Annotated in this window: 15 protein-coding genes; 14 read left to right on the plus strand and 1 reads right to left on the minus strand. The window is 38.7% G+C overall.

The window, feature by feature from the left end; translation table 11 throughout:
- Window positions 1-188: 188 nt before the first annotated feature.
- From ACFSGI_RS10455 to ACFSGI_RS10495, 9 genes are all read left to right on the plus strand, one after another.
- Window positions 189-1,367, plus strand: coding sequence for an alanyl-tRNA editing protein (locus ACFSGI_RS10455; RefSeq protein WP_204824076.1), 1,179 nt, complete (start codon window positions 189-191; stop codon window positions 1,365-1,367).
- Window positions 1,368-1,554: 187 nt separating this feature from the next.
- Complete coding sequence (locus tag ACFSGI_RS10460) at window positions 1,555-3,399, plus strand: assimilatory sulfite reductase (NADPH) flavoprotein subunit (protein ID WP_204824985.1); 1,845 nt, start codon at window positions 1,555-1,557, stop codon at window positions 3,397-3,399.
- Between the two features lie 63 nt (window positions 3,400-3,462).
- Window positions 3,463-5,190, plus strand: coding sequence for an assimilatory sulfite reductase (NADPH) hemoprotein subunit (gene cysI / locus ACFSGI_RS10465; RefSeq protein ID WP_204824077.1), 1,728 nt, complete (start codon window positions 3,463-3,465; stop codon window positions 5,188-5,190).
- Between the two features lie 187 nt (window positions 5,191-5,377).
- Window positions 5,378-6,934 carry a ribosomal protection-like ABC-F family protein gene (abc-f, locus tag ACFSGI_RS10470; protein WP_204824078.1) on the plus strand — a complete coding sequence of 519 codons (1,557 nt, stop codon included), beginning with the start codon at window positions 5,378-5,380 and terminating at the stop codon, window positions 6,932-6,934.
- A gap of 174 nt (window positions 6,935-7,108) precedes the next feature.
- The gene (locus ACFSGI_RS10475; protein ID WP_204824079.1) at window positions 7,109-7,456 is read left to right on the plus strand and encodes a hypothetical protein; all 348 of its coding nucleotides are present in this window, start codon (window positions 7,109-7,111) and stop codon (window positions 7,454-7,456) included.
- Window positions 7,457-7,640: 184 nt separating this feature from the next.
- Window positions 7,641-8,363 (plus strand): YebC/PmpR family DNA-binding transcriptional regulator, encoded by a 723-nt coding sequence (locus ACFSGI_RS10480; protein ID WP_204824080.1) that lies wholly within the window; start codon window positions 7,641-7,643, stop codon window positions 8,361-8,363.
- A 236-nt stretch (window positions 8,364-8,599) separates the two neighbouring features.
- Window positions 8,600-10,327, plus strand: a complete 1,728-nt coding sequence (gene poxB, locus ACFSGI_RS10485) for a ubiquinone-dependent pyruvate dehydrogenase (RefSeq protein WP_204824081.1) — start codon at window positions 8,600-8,602, stop codon at window positions 10,325-10,327.
- 62 nt (window positions 10,328-10,389) lie between these two features.
- Window positions 10,390-10,743, plus strand: coding sequence for a DUF948 domain-containing protein (locus ACFSGI_RS10490; protein ID WP_204824082.1), 354 nt, complete (start codon window positions 10,390-10,392; stop codon window positions 10,741-10,743).
- 230 nt (window positions 10,744-10,973) lie between these two features.
- Window positions 10,974-11,477, plus strand: coding sequence for a ferritin (locus ACFSGI_RS10495; RefSeq protein ID WP_204824083.1), 504 nt, complete (start codon window positions 10,974-10,976; stop codon window positions 11,475-11,477).
- A gap of 136 nt (window positions 11,478-11,613) precedes the next feature.
- Here the strand turns inward: ACFSGI_RS10495 and ACFSGI_RS10500 are convergent, their stop codons facing one another.
- Window positions 11,614-12,177 carry a GNAT family N-acetyltransferase gene (locus tag ACFSGI_RS10500; protein WP_204824084.1) on the minus strand — a complete coding sequence of 188 codons (564 nt, stop codon included), beginning with the start codon at window positions 12,175-12,177 and terminating at the stop codon, window positions 11,614-11,616.
- 191 nt (window positions 12,178-12,368) lie between these two features.
- Between ACFSGI_RS10500 and ACFSGI_RS10505 the strand changes: the two genes are divergently transcribed.
- The 5 genes from ACFSGI_RS10505 (at window position 12,369) to ACFSGI_RS10525 (ending at window position 17,854) form a co-directional block, all read left to right on the plus strand.
- Window positions 12,369-14,375 (plus strand): TerD family protein, encoded by a 2,007-nt coding sequence (locus tag ACFSGI_RS10505; protein WP_204824085.1) that lies wholly within the window; start codon window positions 12,369-12,371, stop codon window positions 14,373-14,375.
- A gap of 163 nt (window positions 14,376-14,538) precedes the next feature.
- Window positions 14,539-15,549, plus strand: a complete 1,011-nt coding sequence (locus ACFSGI_RS10510) for an ROK family protein (RefSeq protein WP_204824086.1) — start codon at window positions 14,539-14,541, stop codon at window positions 15,547-15,549.
- A gap of 148 nt (window positions 15,550-15,697) precedes the next feature.
- Entirely contained in the window at window positions 15,698-16,918 is a 1,221-nt protein-coding gene (locus ACFSGI_RS10515; RefSeq protein ID WP_204824087.1) for an MFS transporter, read from the plus strand.
- 15 nt (window positions 16,919-16,933) lie between these two features.
- Window positions 16,934-17,083 carry a hypothetical protein gene (locus ACFSGI_RS10520; RefSeq protein WP_204824088.1) on the plus strand — a complete coding sequence of 50 codons (150 nt, stop codon included), beginning with the start codon at window positions 16,934-16,936 and terminating at the stop codon, window positions 17,081-17,083.
- Window positions 17,084-17,191: 108 nt separating this feature from the next.
- Window positions 17,192-17,854 (plus strand): SGNH/GDSL hydrolase family protein, encoded by a 663-nt coding sequence (locus tag ACFSGI_RS10525; protein ID WP_204824089.1) that lies wholly within the window; start codon window positions 17,192-17,194, stop codon window positions 17,852-17,854.
- Window positions 17,855-17,873 lie beyond the last annotated feature (19 nt).

The following is a 17,873-nucleotide window of genomic DNA, read 5'->3' on the forward strand; positions in this document are numbered from 1 at the left end:
CAACGTTAATGAAATATCAGGTGAGCAGAGCAGTAAAATGTTCTGTTATCGATATTTTGTTAACGTTTTTTGGTGAGGCTTGATAATACACCATAGATGCAAGTTCACTAGACGACTGATGTAGAAGGAAGATATGATAATGAAGTGTAACTTAGAACGTATATTTTGGATAAGGAAAGGAAATGATTATGTCAGCTATTTTATATTATAACGATCCCTTTTTGCGAGAATGGACAACAACGATTGTAGAACGTCGTGAACAAAATAATCAGTACTTTGTTCGTTTGGCAGAGACTGCTTTTTATCCACATGGCGGAGGACAGCCTTGTGATACAGGAACGATTAATCATATTGACGTGCTGGATGTGGTAAAAGAAGAAGAGGTGATCTGGCATCAAGTGTCGCAATTACCTGATGAAGATGAAGTACAGTGTCAATTGAACTGGGAACGTCGATTTGATTATATGCAACATCATACCGGACAACATTTATTATCAGCTACTGCTTTACAATTGTTCGACGCACCAACACTGAGTTTTCATTTAGGACAAGATATGGTAACGATAGATATTGATCGCAAATCTTTGAGTGACACTGAATTAGCAACGCTCGAACAAGCGGTAAATCAGCGGATTTACGATAATCTAGCGGTAACCAGTTATTTTGTCAATGCAGAACAGTTGGCTCAATTACCTGTAGTCAAAATGCCTAAAGTAACCGAAAATATCCGCATCGTCGAAATAGAAGGTGTCGAATACAATACGTGCGGAGGAACGCATGTATCACAAACTGGACAGATTGGGCTTATCAAATTATTCAAAGCAGAAAAGCAAAAAGGAAGTATCCGTCTATATTTCAAATGCGGGGCTCGTGCACTTCAAGATTACAATGACAGTCTGCATATTTTGAATACGCTTGCTAGTACATTTAATACAGGTCGCAAAGATATTTTGGAACGCTTTGGGAAATGGGAAGAAGATCAACAACAACTCAAAGCTGAATTAGAGCAATTGCGTAAAGCGAATGATAGTTATGAATCCAATCAGTTGCTGGCTCAGATTCAAAATCAACAGATAACTCATCTATTTGAACACAAAACATTATCAGACTTACAACGACTTGCTGGAACATTGATCGCCGAGCAAGAAGTGACTGTGCTATTTGCAACATTAAGTGAATACAAAGTCTTTTTAGCTCAAAAAGGGCACCCTCAGTTAAAATGTGGAGCTTTTTTCAAAGAGCATCTAGCTAGATTTAATGGAAAAGGTGGAGGAAGTGATCTTTCCGCGCAAGCTACTTTCACTTCAGAAGCCGATCTTATCGCCTTTTACGAATTTGCACAGCAACAACTCAACCTTGTTCCTTAATATCAATATAGCGGGGCAGAATAATCTCAAAACGTTTATCAGTAGAACTGATAAGTACTATAAGGCATTCTGATTGATAGTGAATTGACCGTTACATCGCACTATGATAAGTTCAAAGGAGTAAATTAATTCTGATCACAATACTAGGAATTAGTATCGCAGGATGCTACAGATGGGGTGGATATTGTTGGAACTTCAAGTGATGAATAGTCCTTTTAATCAAGAGCAGGTCGATCTGCTTAATCGTCTTCTGCCTACACTCAATACAACACAACGGATTTGGCTTAGTGGATATATTGCAGCATTGCCTGAATCAGCGGCAGGTCCGACAACAGTAACTGCTGTTGCTGCGCCAGTAGAAACAAGCAATGTACAAGAAACAGTTACACTATCCAAAGACGTTACAATCCTTTTTGGATCACAGACCGGTAATAGTAATGGCTTAGCCAAAAAAATGGCAAAAAAATTAGAAGAGCAAGGTTTTCAAATTACACTTTCATCGATGGGTGATTTTAAGCCTAATCAATTGAAAAAAGTAGAAAACTTGCTGATCGTGGTGAGTACACAAGGAGAAGGCGATCCACCGGATAATGCGATTCCTTTTTTTGAATTTGTGCATAGCAAACGAGCACCTCAATTAGATCATGCACGCTTTGCAGTGCTTGGATTGGGTGATACATCTTATGAATTCTTTTGCCAGACAGGGAAAGATTTCGATAAACGCTTAGAAGAACTGGGTGCAGAACGCCTTGTACCGCGAGTGGATTGCGATGTGGATTTTGAAGAACCGGCGACAGCATGGATGAACGATGTACTGACAGCTTTGACTCAATCGTCGGATACATCTAGCAGTGCAGTAGCTATCAATCCTTCTGGGACAGCTAGTGCAGTTGCAGTAGAGTCTGAATATACACGCACAAATCCGTTTCAAGCAGAAGTGCTAGAAAACTTAAATCTTAACGGACGCGGTTCCAGTCGGGAAACCCGCCATATTGAGCTTTCATTAGAAGGTTCTCATTTGGAATATCAACCTGGCGATAGTCTGGGTGTGTATCCACAGAACCATCCGCAACTGGTGAGCGATATCATCTCGGCGATGAACTGGAAAGGCGATGATATCGTTACGATCAGCAAGCATGGAGATCAGGCTTCTCTGCATGAAGCTTTGCTTCATCATTACGAGATTACAACTGTCACGAAACCAATTGTACAGCAATTAGCCGAACTATCTTCAAGTGATGAGTTAAAAGCATTAGTCTCACCCGGTCGTGAACAAGACCTTCGTGCTTATATCAGTGGCATCGATCTGCTAGATCTAATACAAGATCATTCATTTGTAGGGGTATCTGCACAAGATTTCACTTCTGTATTACGTAAAATTCCTGCACGATTGTATTCGATTGCAAGTAGTCCGCAAGCTTTTCCAGAAGAAGTTCATGTGACGGTGCGGGCAGTGCGTTATGAAGCACGAGGTCGTGAACGATATGGCGTGTGTTCTGTACATTTAGCAGAACGTCTAGAAGCAGGTGACACGTTACCTGTCTATATTCAACATAATGATAACTTCCGTCTGCCAGAGAATCCAGATACACCGATTATTATGATTGGGCCGGGTACAGGAGTCGCTCCGTTTAGAGCATTTGTTGGCGAACGTGAAGAAACAGGCGCTTCCGGTAAATCTTGGTTGTTCTATGGAGATCAGCATTTTGCTACCGATTTCTTGTATCAGACTGAATGGCAACGCTGGCTTAAAGATGGTGTACTAACACGAATGGATGTTGCTTTTTCACGCGATACGGCTGAGAAAGTATATGTACAGCATCGTATGTTAGAACGCAGTAAAGAGTTGTTTGAATGGCTTCAAGAAGGTGCGGCTATCTATGTATGCGGTGACGAGAAACAGATGGCGAACGATGTCCATTTAACATTGGAACAAATTATCGCTCAAGAAGGTCAATTAAGCCCTGAAGAAGCGACAGAATATTTAACACGTATGCAACAGGAAAAACGTTATCAACGGGATGTATATTAAACGTTCAAGGTTCCAAACGGTTGAACGCTAATCATTCTGTAGATATCGAGAGGAGACAGTCAGATGGGGAATCTAGAAAAAGAAAAACCGTATCCTCCACATGATCGAGCACATAGCGATGTTGAGGATATCAAGCGCAATAGTAATTATTTACGAGGTAGCTTAGAAGAAACGTTGAAAGATCCGATTACCGGTTCAATTCCAGAAGATGATAACCGTCTAATGAAGCATCATGGGAGTTATATGCAAGATGATCGTGATCTACGTACAGAACGTAATAAGCAAAAGTTAGAACCAGCTTATCAGTTTATGCTACGTGTGCGTGCTTCCGGTGGTGTAGTCACTCCTGCACAATGGCTGATGATGGATAGCATTTCTCATAAATACGGCAATGATACAATTCGCTTAACGACCCGTCAATCGTTTCAGTTGCATGGTGTATTGAAATGGAATCTCAAAAACACGATTCGTGAAGTCAATGAATCGTTACTCAGTACCCTTGCAGCTTGTGGAGACGTTAATCGTAACGTAATGTGTAATCCGAACCCATATCAATCAGATGTACATGCTCAAGTGTATGAGTGGGCTTGCAAAGTCAGTGAACATTTAGATCCGAAGACAAGAGCGTATCACGAAATCTGGTTAGATGAAGAAAAGATTATTGACAGCAATGAGGTAGAACCAGAACCAATCTATGGTGCAGTCTATTTGCCACGTAAGTTCAAGATTGGGATTGCGGTTCCACCTTCTAATGATGTCGATGTATTTTCACAAGATTTAGGCTTTATCGCTGTGGTCGAAAATGATGTATTGCTCGGATTCAACGTTTCGGTTGGTGGCGGTATGGGCATGACACATGGAGACGACAAAACCTATCCGCAAGTGTCTAAAGTAATCGGATTCTGTACACCAGAACAAATGATTGATGTAGCTGAAAAAACAGTAACGATTCAACGTGATCATGGTGATCGTGCGGTGCGTAAGCATGCTCGCTTCAAATACACAATAGATGATCGCGGACTACAGTGGTTCGTGGATGAATTACACGAACGTCTGGGCTGGCAGTTGCAGAGTGCGCGTCCGTTCCATTTTGACCATAATGGAGATCGTTACGGTTGGGTGAAAGGAAGCAACGGCAAATCTCACCTGACGTTATTTATCCAAAATGGACGGATTATGGATGATGGTGATTATCAGTTGATGACAGGTTTGCGTGAAATTGCCAAAATTCATGATGGAGACTTCCGCTTAACAGCGAATCAAAATCTAATTATCGGTAATGTAAGCAGTCGTAAAAAGAAAAAGATTGAAGAATTGATCGAGCGTCATCAATTAACCGCTGGTGCTCATTATTCTGCTCTTCGTCGTAATTCGATGGCTTGTGTATCGTTACCGACTTGCGGAATGGCGATGGCAGAAGCAGAGCGTTATTTACCTGAGTTGATCGACAAGATTGAACCGATCTTAGAAGAAGCAGGTCTGCGTGATGAAGATATCGTGATTCGTATGACCGGTTGTCCGAATGGATGTGCACGTCCAGCACTTGCAGAGATTTCATTTATTGGTAAAGCACCGGGTAAATATAATATGTATCTAGGCGGTAGCTTTACAGGGCATCGTCTAAACAAGCTATACAAAGAAAACATTGGCGAAGAAGAGATTTTGAATTCATTACGTCCAATGGTGAACCAATATGCCAAAGAACGGATCGCTGGCGAGCATTTCGGTGATTTTGTAATTCGTGCAGGATATGTAGCAGAAGTGTTAGATGGTATGCAATTTCATGCGTAATGCTTAGTGTCTCAGCTACAATTTAAATGATTGTATCCAAATCCTTTACAGTGCCTTTGATGCTGTAAAGGATTTTTTTGTGTATTTCCATTATAAAATATCCTCAATTATAACGTTGAGTTGTTAGCGATTTCCCCCTATAATAAAACGAGGAAAAAAGTCTAATAGAAAAGGTGTTATATCAACCATGAGTATATTGAATGTAGAGAAGTTAAGTCACGGATTTGGCGATCGTGCTATTTTTAAAGATGTATCGTTTCGTCTGTTAAAAGGCGAGCATATTGGCTTAATCGGAGCGAACGGTGAAGGTAAATCTACTTTTATGAATATCGTGACAGGCAAATTACAGCCGGACGAAGGTAAAGTAGAATGGTCGAAACGGGTACGTGTCGGTTATTTGGATCAACATGCTGTGCTTGATAAAGGTATGAGTATTCGTGATGTACTCAAAGGAGCTTTCCAATACTTGCTTGATATGGAGCAAGAAATGAATGATATGTACGGCAAAATGGGAGATGTGACTCCTGAAGAATTAGAAGAATTGCTAGAGCAAGTAGGTACAATTCAAGACACATTAACGAATCAAGATTTCTACTTGATCGATGCCAAAGTCGATGAGACTGCGCGTGGTCTGGGATTGACCGATATTGGTCTGGATAAAGACGTTAATGATCTTAGTGGTGGTCAACGTACCAAAGTCTTGCTTGCCAAGTTGCTACTTGAAAAGCCAGATATTCTTTTGCTGGATGAGCCGACCAACTATCTGGATGAAGTGCATATTGAATGGTTGAAACGTTATTTGCTTGATTATGAGAATGCGTTTATTCTGATCTCGCATGATATTCCATTCCTGAATAGCGTAATTAATATTATTTACCATATGGAAAATCAAGAATTAAGCCGTTATGTTGGCGATTATGATTATTTCCAAGAAGTCTATGATATGAAAAAACAACAGCTCGAATCTGCTTTCAAACGTCAACAACAAGAGATTTCACAATTGAAAGACTTTGTAGCGCGTAACAAAGCAAGTGTAGCGACTCGTAATATGGCGATGTCCCGTCAGAAAAAGTTGGATAAAATGGATGTGATCGAGCTTGCGCAAGAACGTCCGAAACCGCAATTTAACTTCAAAGTCGGTCGTACCGCAGGTAAATTGATTTTTGAAACCAATCAATTGATTATCGGTTATGATGAGCCATTGTCCAGACCACTCGATCTCAAAATGGAACGTGGTCAAAAAATCGCTTTAGTCGGTGCGAACGGTATCGGTAAAACAACATTGCTACGCAGTATTTTGGGTGAAATTCAAGCGATCTCAGGTACAGTACAACGTGGAGAACATCAACAAATTGGGTACTTTGAACAAGAAATGAAAGGCGACAACTACAATTCTTGCATCGAAGAGATTTGGAAAGAGTTCCCTTCGTATTCCCAATTTGAAGTTCGTGCTGCATTAGCGAAATGTGGTCTAACGACCAAACATATCGAAAGTAAAATCGCTGTACTCAGCGGTGGCGAAAAAGCAAAAGTACGTCTGTGTAAATTGATCAATCGTGACACCAATATTCTAGTACTCGATGAGCCGACGAATCATTTGGATGTTGATGCCAAAGACGAGCTTAAACGTGCCCTTCAAGCGTATAAAGGTAGTATCTTGATGATCTCGCATGAACCTGAATTTTATCGTGATATCGTAACAGAAACGTGGAATTGTGAAGATTGGACAACAAAAGTATTTTAAGATGATAAATAAAGATGATCTATTGCAAAAGAGTGCTTACATGCACTCTTTTTTGTTGTTTATTTTTAAATGTATATATTGATATAAAAGTTATTGTATAATGTAAAACGAAGTCTATCCATATTTGGAAAAAGATCAATAGACTACTTTTTATTTACTTCAAAGGAGAATCAAATGAACAATCTAGAGATTGCTTTATTGATTGTGATTGGTGTCATTGCTATAGGGATCATCCTAACAGGTATACGCTGGATGAATCTCAGCAACAAACGCAAGCAAAGTGGAACAGTCGTTGAACCGGACAATAGTGTTCTTGCTTTCACACCGGAAGAGATCGCTAAAAAGTTATTGTTTGTTTTTATCAATACTGAATTTCTTTTTGTTGCTCTTTATTTATTGATCTATATCAAGTCTCCTGTAGCCAATCTGATCGCTTATGTATTGCTTGCTGTCTATATTGTAGGAACGATCTATAATATTATCGTCAATATTCGCAAATTCAAAACAGGTGGATCATTGTAAATTGTGCTTAATTCAAGGTACATAAATATCCTTTTTTGATAGTTGAAAGTGACGTGATGTCCATTATGATGAACCGAAATGAACAGAAACAGCAGGAATGACCTTGTTCACGCATCTTTTTACGAGTATAATTAGACACTGATTGATTATATAGATTTAATATTAGAAAGAGAGCGGGATAACTATGGGCCGTAAATGGAATAATATTAAAGAGAAAAAAGCTTCAAAAGATGCTAACACAAGTCGTGTTTATGCTAAATTTGGAGTTGAAATTTATGTAGCTGCAAAAAAAGGCGATCCAGATCCAGAATCTAACCGTGCATTGAAAGTCGTTGTAGAACGCGCAAAAACATATAACGTACCTAAAGCGATTATCGATCGCGCACTGGAAAAAGCAAAAGGTAGCGGTGATGAGCAATATGCTGAACTTCGTTATGAAGGCTTTGGTCCAAACGGTTCGATGATTATTGTAGATGCGTTAACGAATAACGTAAATCGTACTGCACCAGAAGTTCGTTCTGCTTTTAACAAAAATGGCGGTAATATGGGTGTAGCTGGTTCTGTAGCTTACATGTTCGATTCGACAGCAGTTATCGGAGTAACCGGTAAAACGGCTGATGAAGTCTTGGAAATTCTGATGGAAGCGGATGTAGATGCTCGCGATATTCTTGAAGAAGATGAAGCGGTGATCGTTTATGCTGAACCGGATCAATTCCATGCAGTGCAAGAAGCGTTCAAAGAAGCAGGTGTAACCGAATTTACAGTTGCTGAATTAACGATGTTGCCACAGAATTACCTAACTCTTCCTGATGAAGCAACATATGCACAATTTGAGAAATTGATTGATGCACTGGAAGATTTGGAAGATGTACAACAGGTGTATCACAATGTAGAGTTTGAAGATTAAGATTTTATCACTATCTATTTTGATTACGATGGTTATAGATACTATTTCGATCGATAATCATTGGATATCGTAGTATAAAATCTCTATTGATAAGAGCCCTTTACCTATTTATATGGTGAAGGGTTTTTGTATATATTTACATATTGTTTGAAAAAGTATAGTCTGCGGGTAAAGAATGAATTATGTCGAAAAATCAAATAAAAAATAGACTATAGGAAATGAGAAGGTGACTGTGTATGAAAAAGAATATTGCAGATTCAGTGGTAGAATCATTAATTAATTCAGGTGTTAAACGCATTTATGGAATCGTAGGTGATTCATTAAATGCAATCATGGACTCTGTACGTCGATCTGGCAAAATTGAATGGATTCATGTTCGTCATGAAGAAGTGGCTGCTTTTGCCGCAGGTGCAGAAGCTGAATTAGAAGGTAGTATTGCGGTATGTGCAGGAAGTAGTGGCCCGGGAAATCTGCATTTGATTAATGGATTGTATGATTGTTATCGTAATCGTGTACCTGTGCTTGCTATCGCTGCTCATATTCCAAGTGATGAGATTGGCAGTAGCTATTTTCAAGCAACTCATCCCGAGCAGATCTTTCAGGAATGTAGTTCTTTCTGCGAAACGATTATGACGGAAAAACAAATGCCACGTACCATTAATATGGCTATTCAGACAGCGATTGCTCAATCGACTGTAGCTGTTATTATTTTACCAGGGGATATTGCTGCTTTAGAAGCAGGCAAACATCCTGCATCTGAAATTCCTGGTCATGTGACTCGTCCAGTTGTGCATCCTTCAGCAGATGAATTGCAAAAGCTAGCTACTTACTTAAATGAAGGCAAAAAAATCAGTCTACTATGTGGTGCAGGTTGTAAAGGTGCTCATGCAGAAGTAATGCAATTAGCAGAGCGTCTACAATCTCCAATGGTAACAGCACTTAGAGGGAAAGAACATTTAGAGTATAACAATCCTTATTTTGCAGGTTTGTCTGGATTAATTGGGTATTCATCCGGTTATCATACGATGATGGATTGTGATGTACTGCTAATGTTAGGTACCGATTTCCCGTATCGTCAATTCTACCCTGAAAAAGCGATTATTTTGCAAGTCGATATCGATCCTTCTCATATCGGAAGACGTACCAATGTGAACTATGGACTTTGCGGAGATGTCAAACATACGATAGAACAATTATTACCTTTACTTACAACAGAACATGATTCAAATCATTTGCAGAAATGTGTAGATCGTTATACAAAAGTACGTGAAGGATTAGATGAATTAGCTGTTGGCAAACCAGGGCATACTCCGATTCATCCACAATATTTGATGAAATTATTAAGCGATGCAGCGTCCACCGATGCAATCTTTACAGCAGATGTGGGAACACCGACGGTATGGGCAGCTCGTTATTTACAAATGAACGGTCAACGTCGTCTTCTAGGCTCATTTAATCATGGGACAATGGCTAATGCTCTTCCACAAGCGATTGGAGCACAATCCACTGCTAGAGAGCGTCAGGTGATCTCTTTGTCAGGCGATGGCGGGTTATCGATGTTGATGGGTGATCTATTAACGTTAAAACAACATCAATTGCCTATCAAAACGGTTGTATTTAACAATGGAGCATTAGGATTCGTTGAATTGGAAATGAAAGCAGCCGGTTTCCTTGAAACAGGTACTTCACTTGTGAATCCTGACTTTGCGGCTGTAGCGAATGCACTAGGTATTATGGGGATTCGAGTAGAAGATCCAGCAGATCTCCCTTCTGCTATTGAACGTATGCTTGCTCACGATGGGCCTGTATTATTGGATGTAGTCATTAACCGTCAAGAACTATCGATGCCGCCGAAAATCACACTCAAACAAGCAGAAGGATTTACAGTTTGGAGTATGAAAGCTATCCTAAATGGACGTGGCGATGAAATCATTGATCTAGCAAAAAGTAATCTTTTACGTTAAGTTGGTGATTTTGGGTAATAGAGAGTATGAGAAAATCAAGAAAGACACAAGGAGGCGTTCCTATGGGTAACCCGATTAAAGATATAAAAAAAAGTATCGATAAGTGCAAAAGCACAGCAGACCAGATCAAATTAACACTAGATGATGTCAAAAAAGATGTCGATGGTGTAAAGAAAAATGTAGATCGCATTAAAGAGCAAGCAGGGCAAAAGTCAGCCGATCTAAAAGTAGCGATGGCTACGATTAAAGGTGCAGGACAAAATACCAAAGAAATCGGTAACTCGTTCAAGCTATGTCTGAATGAAGTAAAAGCACTTTTTTCTTTGAAAGAAGAGCCAGCACTGCCAAGCTCGCCAGCTACGTATTCTGAACATACAGTAGAACATCCAAGAGAGCTTCAGTCAGCTAATCGTTAATAATCAATCGTAAACTACCAACTTTCTAAACAGGATCATTTGCCTCTTTTGGTATAAATGATCCTGTTTTTTTATGCGTTACTTTCATGTAGATATTACTACTACTTATCACGAACATACTTAACACACTATATTTCGTCACAATTTGTAGTCACTGGATATTCAAAATTAGTGCGTCAATTGTGTGTTATAATCCATCTATATTACATAGAAGTTGAGGTGTTCGGATCATGGCTAGTGAATTAGTACATGCACTAAATGAACAAATGAATTTTGAATTTTATTCTGCACATACGTATATGGCGATGGCAGCTTACTGTTCAGGAGAAAGTTTGGATGGATTTGCGAATTTCTTTATTGTACAAGCAGAAGAAGAACGTTTTCATGCGATGAAAATCTACAAATTTCTAAATGATCGTGGCTATCGTGCTACACTGAAAGCTATGCCAGAGCCTACAAATGAATATACATCTATGCTTGATGTATTTGAACATGGATATGCTCATGAGAAAAGAAATACAGAGAAATTCTATCATCTGGCAGACTTGGCTCTTAACGAACGTGAACATGCAACGATTTATTTCTTAAAATGGTTTATCGATGAGCAAGTAGAAGAAGAGGCATTGTTCGATAATCTAATTCAAAAGTTACGTCGTATTGAGCAAGATAGCAATGCTTTCTATATGATGGATACAGAATTTGCCGGACGTTCATTCACCGCTCCTGCGCTATAATAAAGTCATTGGCGTGTAACTGATGAACGATATAACTATTTATACATTGAAGTAAAACAGTTATATGAAATTGATATTTAATATCACGTCTATCAATTATTCAGTATCATGCTTATCGATTATGTATAAATTAAGCCTACCTTTTACGGTAGGCTTTTTCATGGAAAGAAGTAATATAACGAAATAGCGACTCTCCTTGATCTTGAACAGCAAAATCAGACTGTAACGGCAATACCATCGCACGATAAGGTTCTGGAACCCAAATATATTGATGGACATAAGAAGTGGCTATAAACCCGCACTTTTCCCAAAATAATAACCGGCTTCGATTCAGCGGAGTATCTTCTGCTTCCACTTCGATAACAATAGCAGCTATACCATGCTCATCAATAGCCCACTGTTTAATTTGCTCCAAAAAAGATAAGCCTATACCTTGATCCCGACAGTCCTCATGTACAGCCATATAATCAATAATTAATATCGATTCAGAAGAAGAACCAACCAGACCTGTAATCGCCATAGCAATAGCCTGTTCTTGATCAAATAAAGTATGAATAAACGAATTTTTTTGTTCAAGCATCGTTCGCAAAATTCGTTTAGGCTTGGCTCCATGTGGAAATGCTTCTTCATAAATCGGCTGAATCTTTTGCCATAATGATTCATCCCACGTTACCGTCGTTTTCCATATCAATGATGTCATTCTTTTTTCCTCCTACAATATCGCTCTCCTTATTATATTAGACTCAAACGGTCATATACTAATCATCATGAAATATTTCATTTCCTTCTTAGGAAAAAAGAGGTAAAGTTAGAAATAATATAAATGATTATTAAATCACAATAATATCGTTTCTATCTTTTTTTCTATCTTTTCACTAAAGGAGTTTTTACATGAGTTCGACGACTAACTATAGAGCATCGTATCAGTCTTACCTTAACCGCCAGGATGTAGATGGTTCCAAAATGAGGTACATATTTATTATCAATACCGCCGATGGATTACAACGATATATGAAACGTAACAATATGCAATCGGTATTGACCAAGCTTTCTCCATTGTCGATGTTTGGTGATATTCAAATCGTTGCACAGATTGAAGGATCTTTTTATCAATTGCCTGATTTTACAGAGCATACCGCTTCTCAATATATGAAAACACAGATTTACGGTAAAGACTCTTTACGCGGAGAAAAAATAGATTTATTCGCAGAACTATTTCATACCAGCGAGTTAACTCATATTATCTGGTTCACCGATGAAGAAGTTACACCCTATACGCGAGTGATTCAATCGATGAATGCGCCGCATATGTTCTGGAATTTTGTATCGATCAAAGGATCGCCATTACGCTGTGCTACCAAGCCACCTAAAAATATTATACTTACCCATATTCCCAAAATATCCAGTCTAGCTACGTCTGTATTGTATCGCAAATTGCTGAATAAATTCGCCCAGTATATTAACAAAACGGATCTACCGATGCATGGACGAGTACGAATCAGTCAGATTGAAAATACTGCCGATTCACAACATGTGATCAAAGGCTCCAAGTCTACAGTGGAACAAACCAATCTAAAAGTAGGAATTGGTTGGAAAACAGTAGAAGGAGAATGTCTAAGCGCGGCGATGTTGCTTACCAATAATCAATTGGCTGATGCAGAAAATATCGCTTTTTTCGGTAACAAATCAACGATTGGTATGACTCATGTAGATGGTCGAGAATTACCGACAGAAGATATGGAGCAATATACCGTTAATTTATCCGCTATAGAACAAGCAGGACAAGACAAGATTTTATTTACACTTGTTATGCCTGACGGTACACCTGAACAATTGTATATTCGTGTGCTGACTTATGATAATCGAGAACTGATTCGTTTTCAGATTGATATGGAGACCTGTGCTTCTAATACAGCTCTGGAATTAGGAGCATTATATTATTACAAACAAGAATGGCGCTTTAATGCGATTGGTAACGGATATAATGCAGGGATGGAGAAAATCGGAGCGAACTATGGTATCCCTGATCTAACCGATACGTATAATTTTACGGCTGAAGTTTTAGAAGATATCGCTCTAAATGGTAAAACGTTTGAGTATCATATGCAGGATTTATTTACTAAATTGGGTTATGAGGTGGAAGTGCCTACTAGCGATCCGTATGCACCTGATTACGGTGTAGACCTTATCGCTATCAAAGGTGGAGTGCGTAAGGCAGTGCAGTTAAAGTGCTTTAGCAATGTAGTACCAATCAAAGCGGTACAAGAAGTCTATGCCGGGGCACGTATGTACAATTGTGATAAATATATGGTGGTAGCCACAAACTATTTTAGTCGTGCTGCACTGCAATTAGCAGAACAATTAGATGTAGAGATATGGGACAAAATGCAGTTAGCCAAAGTCGAAGATCGTTTACGCTCGCGTATCGGTGTTTCCGATGAAAACGAGCTCAAACTCAAACTTTCTAAAAAGGATGCAGAAGATGAGATTGATATCGATATTTCTGCTTTTTTAGTCAATGGATTGGATCAATGTCAAAGTGATGAAGATCTTATTTTCTATAATCAGACAGATCATCCGAGTGGGTGTATACGATTGATCAATGATACCGCATGGGAAAAAATGATGTATATCGATCTATCGAGCTTACCAGATTATTGTGAGAAGATTGTTATTGTCGGTTCACTGGATGCGTACAAGCAAAAAGTCGAATTAACGATTGATAATGAATTAAATTTGTACCATACCTTTGAATATATGCCGAGTGCCGTATGCGACACATTAGTATTAGGTCAATTCCGCAAAATCGATGGCGAATGGGCGTTCACCACTTCAGAGACTTATTTTGTCGGTGGATTAGAAGAAGCTTGTAAAATGTATGGTCTCACGACAGGCTGATCTTATCTGCTCTGTACTATCAATAATGGAATATAGCATATAAAGCTAATATTGATATTCAAATACTTCATCTATAGTCGATATAATGCCTTTTCTTGACAAGTAGATAGGATTTCACACATACTAAATAAACCCTATTTATTATGTATTAGGAAAGGCTATTATGAAAAAAATAAGTACGCATTTAATCAAAGAAATCAATCTAAGCAATGTACGCCGGGTGATGAAAGATATCGAAGTAGGCACCAAACCGCAAATCGCTGAATTGACTCAATTGAGTGTAGTGACGATCAACTCGCTCATAAAAGATTTAGTAGAGCAAGGTGAGATTGCGGAAGACAAAATGATTCCTTCTAACGGTGGACGACCTGCTTTGACCTATCGTTATAATTATGATTTCAGTATGGCATTAGTGATCTATATGAATGTGAAGCAAGGCAAAGATACTATTTCAGCCAGCGTTATCAATTTACGTGAAGATATTTTGGAAAAACAAGAATATCATATGCCGATCTTTGAGCGTACAAGCTTTTATGAAATGATTGACTATTATCTTGCTCGTTATCCTGCTATTAAAGTAATTGGAGTAGGTATTCCCGGTCAAGCGGTCGACGGACAGATCATTGTGAGTAGTCATCCTAATTTGCAAGGGGTACGAATGAGTGAAGATATCCAATCTCATTTTGGGATTCCTGTTGTTTTGGAGAATGATATCAATGCCGCGATTACCGGCTATTATGTTAAACATGATTCACCACAAGACCAATGTATAGTAGGCATGTATTTTCCAGAAAAATATTGTCCCGGTATGGGTATTCATCTGAATGGACAATTAATCAAGGGGAAACAAGGCATGGCAGGAGAGATCAAGTTTCTGCCGATTGAGATTGATTGGGAAAGCGATCTGAGCAAAGAAACATTTATTGAAACGCTGTGTCAGTTGGTACAGACGACCAATGCGATTCTAGCACCGCAACAAATAATTATGTACCAGAGTTATATTGGGGAAGCAGAGTGGCATCCTTATTGGGAAACTTATCAATTGAAGCGCTCTATGCCTTCGTATCCTGAACTGATTTTTCTAGATTCATTCCATGATGACTTTGAAATAGGAATGAAATGGTTAACGCTCAAAGCTTTAGAACCTTTTTTGTCGCATATTCCTAATATTTAAGTGCTCTCATTACCCAATGAGAGTATTTTTTATATACAATGTAGAATCATATTGACAGTCGATGCTCTGTATTGCATACTTAATAAATAATCTTTATTAAGTATATTTATTTTGTTATAAATAGTGAATATGAAGGAGTTATATTGTGATGGCGACTTGGTTTTTGATTGTTATTTATCTTGCTTTTATCAGTCTAGGCATTCCAGATGCATTACTTGGTTCAGCATGGCCAGTGATGTATCCGCAAATTGGGGCTTCTCTTGAATCGGCGGGTCTTATATCTATGATTATTGCCGCAGGTACAATTGTATCCAGTCTAGCGAGTGGAACGATTATTCAGAAATGGGGAACCGGTCAACTTACATTATTTAGCTGTGCGTTAACGGCTAGTGCTCTGCTAGGATTTTCATTTGCACCTTCATTATTATGGTTGGTTCTATTAGCGATTCCATTAGGGCTTGGTGCAGGAGCTGTAGACGCTGGGCTTAACCATTATGTAGCTAATCATTACAAAGCTCATCATATGAGCTGGTTGCACTGTTTCTGGGGAGTAGGTGCAATGACAGGGCCTATTATTATGTCTTATTTTATTGCCAAACATGGATCTTGGCGTGAAGGCTATTCGACCGTATCTATGATTCAATGGGGATTGGTTCTGATTCTACTGGTTACATTACCTCTCTGGAAAAAGGTATCGATGCTTCAACAATCCAAAGCCGAACCTAGCGACATATCTGATCCATCAGACCTATCAACAACGGATACGTCTACAAATACGAATTCCAAAAAAGTTCATCCGATCCGTATCAAAGGTGTGAAGATGACCTTAATCGCTTTTCTATTCTATTGTGGAGTAGAATCAACCGTTGGCTTATGGGGTGCTAGTTATCTTGTAGGTGCCAAGTCAATGACTGCTGAAACAGCCGCTTTGTGGGTGTCTTTATATTATGGTGGAATTACTGTAGGTCGATTGATTACAGGCTTTATTACGTTAAAAGTCAATAATCGTATTTTGATTCTGGCAGGTCAGATCATCGCAGTGAGTGGAGGAGTGATGATGTTACTTCCTTTACCTGATATCGCGAGTATGATCGGTTTGATTTTGATCGGTATAGGCTTTGCGCCGGTGTATCCAGGCTTAATCCATGAAACACCACATCGCTTCGGTAAAATCAATTCTGCTCAACTGATTGGTTACCAGATGGCAGTTGCTTATACAGGAACAACCTTTTTACCACCGCTTTTTGGTGTTTTAGCTTCACAGTGGAGTATTCAGTTATTTCCTATTGTCGTGCTGATCTTTATAGTAGCGATGCTGTTAAGCTCTGAATCTGTTAATATGGAAATCCAAAAAAGACAATCAAAATAGAAAGAAGGGAGTATTATGTTACTCATTTCAGGATTAATTCTATGGATATTATTACGTATTGTCATTTTACTCGGTGCTAGTTATGCAGCAACAGATAAAGTCCCAGATATAGACAAGAAGAACGCTACACCCGATGATCCATTTGCTTATTTATTTCCTTTATAACAAAGCTCTTTATTATAGAATTTTTTTTCAAATGTCTAGTAAGCTATCTTTCTTATAAATACCTTTGCTATATTAGTAATCGGTATACAAAAGAAAGGAGCTACATATATGTGTGCATTATATCAGAATCAAACAGCTGTTTTTTTAGGAGATAGTATTACATTTGGTTATGAATTAAAAGAAGGAGAACAAGCATATCCTGCTTTAGTTAGCAAAAGCTTAGGTTTGAGTTCTTATGAAAATCACGGAATTTCTGGAAGCAGTGTATCTAGTGGCGGATGGGAACCGATGTGTGAACGATATCAACATATGAATAAACACGCAGATATCATCTTTTTTATGGGAGGTCGAAATGATTTCTCATCAGTAGAAAATGAATTTGGAGATATAAATACTTCTGCTGACGATACACATACTTTTTATGGGGCTTTAAAACATATTGCTGAGGGACTTATTCAATATTATCCTGATCGCTTAATTATCTTTTTGACTCCACCTCATGGATCAAGCGATATGGTACCTGAATATTTACCGAACAGAACAACAGGTAAAATGTATAGCGATTATGTTCAAGCTATACGGGAAGTCGCTTCGCTCTATTCTTTTCCTTGTTGCGACCTATGGAATACAGCAGGGATTCAGCCTCTACTAGAAGTTCACAAAAATATGTATTTTACAGGAGAAAACGGTATACCTGACGGACTACACCCTAATCAAAAAGGGCATGAACGATTAGCCAATCGTATCATCGGATTTATGAACACCTTATAAAAGAATACGTTATAACTTA

It is taken from the genome of Paenibacillus nicotianae (assembly GCF_042681745.1).
Taxonomy (GTDB): domain Bacteria; phylum Bacillota; class Bacilli; order Paenibacillales; family Paenibacillaceae; genus Saccharibacillus; species Saccharibacillus nicotianae.

Excerpts from the sequence above, each read along its gene's own strand:
- ACFSGI_RS10455 (WP_204824076.1), top strand. The coding sequence starts at position 189 with ATGTCAGCTATTTTATATTATAACGATCCCTTTTTGCGAGAATGGACA.
- cysI (WP_204824077.1), top strand. The coding sequence starts at position 3,463 with ATGGGGAATCTAGAAAAAGAAAAACCGTATCCTCCACATGATCGAGCA.
- abc-f (WP_204824078.1), top strand. The coding sequence starts at position 5,378 with ATGAGTATATTGAATGTAGAGAAGTTAAGTCACGGATTTGGCGATCGT.
- ACFSGI_RS10475 (WP_204824079.1), top strand. The coding sequence starts at position 7,109 with ATGAACAATCTAGAGATTGCTTTATTGATTGTGATTGGTGTCATTGCT.
- ACFSGI_RS10480 (WP_204824080.1), top strand. The coding sequence starts at position 7,641 with ATGGGCCGTAAATGGAATAATATTAAAGAGAAAAAAGCTTCAAAAGAT.
- poxB (WP_204824081.1), top strand. The coding sequence starts at position 8,600 with ATGAAAAAGAATATTGCAGATTCAGTGGTAGAATCATTAATTAATTCA.
- ACFSGI_RS10490 (WP_204824082.1), top strand. The coding sequence starts at position 10,390 with ATGGGTAACCCGATTAAAGATATAAAAAAAAGTATCGATAAGTGCAAA.
- ACFSGI_RS10495 (WP_204824083.1), top strand. The coding sequence starts at position 10,974 with ATGGCTAGTGAATTAGTACATGCACTAAATGAACAAATGAATTTTGAA.
- ACFSGI_RS10500 (WP_204824084.1), bottom strand. The coding sequence starts at position 12,177 with ATGACATCATTGATATGGAAAACGACGGTAACGTGGGATGAATCATTA.
- ACFSGI_RS10505 (WP_204824085.1), top strand. The coding sequence starts at position 12,369 with ATGAGTTCGACGACTAACTATAGAGCATCGTATCAGTCTTACCTTAAC.
- ACFSGI_RS10510 (WP_204824086.1), top strand. The coding sequence starts at position 14,539 with ATGAAAAAAATAAGTACGCATTTAATCAAAGAAATCAATCTAAGCAAT.
- ACFSGI_RS10515 (WP_204824087.1), top strand. The coding sequence starts at position 15,698 with ATGGCGACTTGGTTTTTGATTGTTATTTATCTTGCTTTTATCAGTCTA.
- ACFSGI_RS10520 (WP_204824088.1), top strand. The coding sequence starts at position 16,934 with ATGTTACTCATTTCAGGATTAATTCTATGGATATTATTACGTATTGTC.
- ACFSGI_RS10525 (WP_204824089.1), top strand. The coding sequence starts at position 17,192 with ATGTGTGCATTATATCAGAATCAAACAGCTGTTTTTTTAGGAGATAGT.